The following is a 1,846-nucleotide window of genomic DNA, read 5'->3' as shown; positions in this document are numbered from 1 at the left end:
CTGTCGGCCGCGGGACCGGAAGCCGGGGACCAGCGGCTGTCGGCCGCGGGCGGGAAGGACGTGCTCGCTCCGCCGGACCGGCACACCGGTCCCGGGTGGCGTCGTGCGCCCACCGCCGGGGGGACGCGTCAGCCGGCCGCCTGCTCGAAGACCACGGTCACGGGCGCGTGGTCCGACCACCGCTCGGCGTGCGTGGCCGCCCGCTCGACGTAGGCCTTGACCGCCCGCCCCGCGAGCCCCGGGGTCGCCACGGCGAGGTCGATCCTCCACCCGGTGTCGTTGTCGAAGGCCCGCCCCCGGTACGACCACCACGAGTACGGCCCCTCGGCATCCGGATGCAGCGCCCGCACGACGTCGACGTACCCGCCGTCGCCCGCGTCGAGCACCCGGGACAGCCACTCCCGCTCCTCCGGCAGGAACCCGGAGTTCTTGGTGTTCCCCCGCCAGTTCTTGAGGTCGGCCTTCTCGTGGGCGATGTTCCAGTCCCCGCAGACCACGACCTCGCGCCCCTCGGCGGCGGCCCGCTCCCGCAGCCCCTTGAGGTAGGCGAGGAACTCCCCCATGAACCGCATCTTCTCCGCCTGCCGCTCGGTCCCGACCTCCCCCGAGGGCAGATACAGCGAGGCGACGGTCACCCCGGGCAGATCCACTTCCACATACCGCCCGCTGCCGTCGAACTCGTCCGAGCCGAACCCGATCCGAACGCGGTCGGGCTCACGCCGGGAGTACAGGGACACCCCCGCCCGCCCCTTCGCGGCAGCGGGCGCGTGCACGACATGCCACCCCTCGGGCTCCCGCACCTGCTCCGGCAACTGCTTCGCCTCCGCCCGCACCTCCTGAAGGCACACCACATCGGCGGAGGTCCCGGCCAGCCACTCCACGAAGCCCTTCTTGGCGGCGGCCCGCAGTCCATTGACATTGACGGAGGTCACAGTAAGCACCAGGGCACGATACGACACCCCACGTCCGGGCATGTTTTACGGTATTCGGCATGGATATCCGCCGGGTCCCCTACGACCACCCCGACGCCGTGAAACTGGACGCCGAAGTCCAGGCCGAGTACCACGTCCGCTACGGCGACGGCGGCGACTCCACCCCGATGCACCCGGCGGACTTCGCACCCCCGAACGGCGTCTACCTGATCGCGTACGACGAGGCCGGCGTCCCCGTGGCCTCCGGCGGCTGGCGCGTCCAGGACGCCAACGGTGAGGGCAACCGCGACGGCGACGCCGAGCTCAAGCGCATGTACGTGATCGAGCAGATGCGCGGCCGCGGCCTCGCCCGCCGCATCCTGACCGCCCTGGAGGACGACGCCCGCACGGCCGGCCGCGTCCGCATGGTCCTGGAGACGGGCACGAAGCAGCCCGAGGCCATCGCCCTGTACTCGTCGAGCGGCTACGCCCCCTGCGAGAAGTTCGGCTACTACCGCTCCTACGAGGACAGCCGCTGCTACGCGAAGACGCTCTGAGGCCGTAGGCCGCCAGGCCATTGACGGAAGACCCCTGTGTCCGGCCCGCGGGAGGCGAGGTGACCGCGGGCGGACCCGGTCCGGACCTCCGCGAGCAGCGGACCGCCCTCGAGGGTCGGATGACGGCGGCGGCGTGAACCGTGGGACGACACGAAGAAGCCCCCGCCGATTTCTCGGCGGGGGCTCAGCTGCGGTGGACCTGTGGGGATTTGAACCCCAGACCCCCTCGATGCGAACGAGGTGCGCTACCAGACTGCGCCACAGGCCCTTGCAACGAGTGAAACTTTAGCATCCCGATCGGGGTGCTCGGAAATCCGTTGGCCGGGCGCTACTCGTTGGCCGCCTTCGGGCGGTCGCCGTCCTCGTACTGGTCGAAGA

At 71.2% G+C, this 1,846-nt stretch carries 2 protein-coding genes and 1 tRNA gene; 1 reads left to right on the top strand and 2 read right to left on the bottom strand.

What is annotated here, in order from left to right; all coding sequences use genetic code 11:
- Positions 1 to 128: 128 nt before the first annotated feature.
- Positions 129 to 941 carry an exodeoxyribonuclease III gene (locus B9S61_RS38155; protein WP_103546271.1) on the bottom strand — a complete coding sequence of 271 codons (813 nt, stop codon included), beginning with the start codon at positions 939 to 941 and terminating at the stop codon, positions 129 to 131.
- 50 nt (positions 942 to 991) lie between these two features.
- On the opposite strand from B9S61_RS38155, the gene B9S61_RS38150 reads away from it, so the two are divergent.
- Positions 992 to 1,468 (top strand): GNAT family N-acetyltransferase, encoded by a 477-nt coding sequence (locus tag B9S61_RS38150; protein ID WP_103546258.1) that lies wholly within the window; start codon positions 992 to 994, stop codon positions 1,466 to 1,468.
- A 194-nt stretch (positions 1,469 to 1,662) separates the two neighbouring features.
- Here B9S61_RS38150 and B9S61_RS38145 read toward each other — a convergent pair.
- Positions 1,663 to 1,736 (bottom strand) — tRNA-Ala (locus B9S61_RS38145).
- Between the last annotated feature and the right edge of the window lie 110 nt (positions 1,737 to 1,846).

The sequence above is a fragment of the Streptomyces sp. SM1 genome (assembly GCF_002910825.1).
Lineage (GTDB): Bacteria > Actinomycetota > Actinomycetes > Streptomycetales > Streptomycetaceae > Streptomyces > Streptomyces okerensis.
Note: the sequence above shows the minus strand (reverse complement) of the source record. Positions and strands in the feature narration are given on the sequence as shown.